Origin of the sequence: Streptomyces sp. ICN903 (assembly GCF_022015835.1) — a bacterium.
In the GTDB taxonomy this organism is placed as follows: Bacteria; Actinomycetota; Actinomycetes; order Streptomycetales; family Streptomycetaceae; genus Streptomyces; species Streptomyces fenghuangensis.
Genome location: NZ_JAKMAY010000503.1, coordinates 1 through 2,332, shown reverse-complemented (window position 1 = coordinate 2,332; position 2,332 = coordinate 1). Strand labels below are relative to the sequence as shown.

At 73.4% G+C, this 2,332-nt stretch carries 5 protein-coding genes; 3 read left to right on the top strand and 2 right to left on the bottom strand.

The features are described from left to right. Window positions 1-40: 40 nt before the first annotated feature. Window positions 41-256 carry a DUF5326 family protein gene (locus tag L7D48_RS28260; protein WP_237883860.1) on the bottom strand — a complete coding sequence of 72 codons (216 nt, stop codon included), beginning with the start codon at window positions 254-256 and terminating at the stop codon, window positions 41-43. 219 nt (window positions 257-475) lie between these two features. Then, entirely contained in the window at window positions 476-793 is a 318-nt protein-coding gene (locus L7D48_RS28255) for a cupin domain-containing protein (RefSeq protein WP_093851904.1), read from the bottom strand. Window positions 794-850: 57 nt separating this feature from the next. Between L7D48_RS28255 and L7D48_RS28250 the strand changes: the two genes are divergently transcribed. The 3 genes from L7D48_RS28250 to L7D48_RS28240 all read left to right on the top strand — a co-directional run. Further along, window positions 851-1,228, top strand: coding sequence for a phage holin family protein (locus tag L7D48_RS28250; RefSeq protein ID WP_237883858.1), 378 nt, complete (start codon window positions 851-853; stop codon window positions 1,226-1,228). Between the two features lie 67 nt (window positions 1,229-1,295). After that, window positions 1,296-1,895: a low molecular weight protein-tyrosine-phosphatase gene (locus L7D48_RS28245; RefSeq protein ID WP_237883856.1), complete on the top strand. Its 600-nt coding sequence runs from the start codon at window positions 1,296-1,298 to the stop codon at window positions 1,893-1,895. 5 nt (window positions 1,896-1,900) lie between these two features. Beyond that, on the top strand, window positions 1,901-2,332 hold a 432-nt coding region (locus L7D48_RS28240; RefSeq protein ID WP_237883854.1), incomplete at its 3' end, for a fructosamine kinase family protein.

Sequence of the window (2,332 nt, the reverse complement as noted above, 5' to 3'; positions counted from 1 at the left end):
GGGCGCGGCGCTGAGCCGCGCCCGGGGCGCCCGGCGGGGGTCAGCCTCCCGAGGAGGATCCGGAGGAGGTGAACTTCCGCACCAGGTAGACCAGCGCGCCGACCAGCGCCACGAACAGCAGGACCTTGAAGAGCAGCTTCACGACGAAGCCGACGACGGCGAAGATCAGGCCGCCGAAGACGAAGAGCGCGATGAGCGGGATCGCGACCCACTTCACCCACCACGGCAGCGCCGCGAAGGTCCCCTTGAGATCCATGACCGTGTACCCGCTTCCTGAAGTCTCCGGCCACCGGGAGGGTCCGGCGGCCGGGTGCGTCCGGTGCTTCCGCCTCCGATGCTAGGCGGGCGGGCCCCGCGCCGGGACGCCGCGGGCCCGGGTCCTTCCCTGACCGGACCCTTAGGGCGGCCGGGGCGGCGTCCCGGACCGCCCGTACGGCCGGAGGGGCCGGGCGGCCGGAGGACCCGTACGGCCCGGTCAGCCCTCGGGGGGAGAGAAGACGACCAGGACCCGCAGGTCCTCGGTGATGTGGTGGAACCTGTGCGGCACGCCGGCCGGCACGTAGACCACACTGCCGCGCGCGACCGGGGTGGTCTCGTCCCCGACGGTGATCAGCGCCCGGCCGCTGGCGACGAAGTACACCTCGTCCTGCCGGTGCGGCTGCTGCGGGTCGAGCGCGCCCCGGTCCAGGGCGTACAGGCCGACGGACATGTTCCTCTCGCGCAGGAACTGCAGGTAGGCGCCGTCGTTGGCGGCCCGCTCCGCCTCCAGTTCCTCCAACCGGAACGCCTTCATGACTCCTCGACCCCTCACCGGTAGGCGACCGTCCCCGTTTCTGGAACGATCTCGGACATGGTGAATTTCCTTGTCAGAACGATCGCCAACGCGGTGGCCCTGGCCGTCGCCGTCTGGCTGCTGGACGACATCACGCTCACGGGTGACGACACCGCGGGCAAGACCTTCACGCTGGTCCTCGTCGCGCTGATCTTCGGCGTCGTCAACGCCGTGGTCAAGCCGATCACGAAACTGCTGTCACTGCCGCTGCTGGTCCTCACGCTCGGCCTGTTCACCCTGGTGATCAACGCGCTGATGCTGATGCTCACCTCCTGGCTGGCCGAGCAGTTCGACCTGGCCTTCCGCGTGGACGGCTTCTGGACGGCGGTGCTCGGCGCCCTGGTGATCTCCATCGTGTCGTGGGCGGTGAGCATGGTGCTGCCCGACGGCGACTGACCGCCGTGCGGAGGAGGACGGAAGACGGGGGCCGGGGAGGCCCGGAGCATCGCCGATGATGGAGGGCATGCGCACCTCCGACCCCGGCATCCCCGGCGCCCCCGACGGTGTCCGTACGCCCTACCGCGTCTGCTTCGTCTGCACCGGCAACATCTGCCGTTCCCCCATGGCCGAGGCCGTCTTCCGCGCCCATGCGGAGCGGGCCGGTCTGGCGGAGCTGGTGGAGGTGAGCAGTGCGGGGACGGGCGGCTGGCACGCCGGCGACGGCGCCGACTCGCGCACCGTCGCGGTGTTGACGGCCGCCGGATACGTGCACGAGCACGTGGCACGGCAGTTCCGGCGCGACTGGTTCGAGCGCCTCGATCTGGTGATCGCCCTGGACGAGGGGCATCTGCGGGATCTGCGGAGGCTGGCGCCCGGCCCCGGGCACGCGCGCAAGATCCGGCTGCTGCGGTCGTACGCCCCCGGCGCGGGCGCCGGCTCGTGCGACCTGGACGTGCCCGACCCGTACTACGGCGGGCCGGAGGGATTCGAGGAGTGCCTGGCCCTGGTGGAGGAGGCCGTGCCGGGCCTGCTGGAGGAGGTGCGGGCCGCTCTCGGCGGGCCGCCGGCCGGAGACGGCGGGGCCGGTGGCGGCAGGACCGGCGGCGGGGCGGCGCTGCTGTGACGGACGTGGCGGGCGTTACGGGCGGACCCGGTAGGTCCGGGGAGGGCGTCGCCGGGCGGGTGGCCGCCCTGACCGGCTCGGCTCCCGGGCAGGCGCGGCCCGTGGGCGGCGGCGACATCTGCGACGCGTACCGGATCGAGCTCGCGGACGGCCGTACCGTCTTCGCCAAGACCCTCGCGGGCGCCCCCCGGGACTTCTTCGCGGCCGAGGCCGCCGGTCTGGAGCTGCTGCGCTCCACCGGCGCGGTGGCCGTGCCCGAGGTGATCGGCGCCGAGGCGGACGTGCTGGTGCTGGAGTGGGTCGAGCCGGGCGCGGCGAGCGCCGGACAGGCCGAACGGCTGGGCCGCGAACTGGCCGCCCTGCACTCCTCACCGGCCCCGGTCTGGGGCGGCACGGACCCCGCCCTCCCCGTCCACCTGGGCTCGGTTCCCCTGCCC

Coding starts and splice junctions, on each gene's coding strand:
- L7D48_RS28255 (WP_093851904.1), bottom strand. CDS start 793: ATGAAGGCGTTCCGGTTGGAGGAACTGGAGGCGGAGCGGGCCGCCAAC.
- L7D48_RS28250 (WP_237883858.1), top strand. CDS start 851: ATGGTGAATTTCCTTGTCAGAACGATCGCCAACGCGGTGGCCCTGGCC.
- L7D48_RS28245 (WP_237883856.1), top strand. CDS start 1,296: ATGCGCACCTCCGACCCCGGCATCCCCGGCGCCCCCGACGGTGTCCGT.
- L7D48_RS28260 (WP_237883860.1), bottom strand. CDS start 256: ATGGATCTCAAGGGGACCTTCGCGGCGCTGCCGTGGTGGGTGAAGTGG.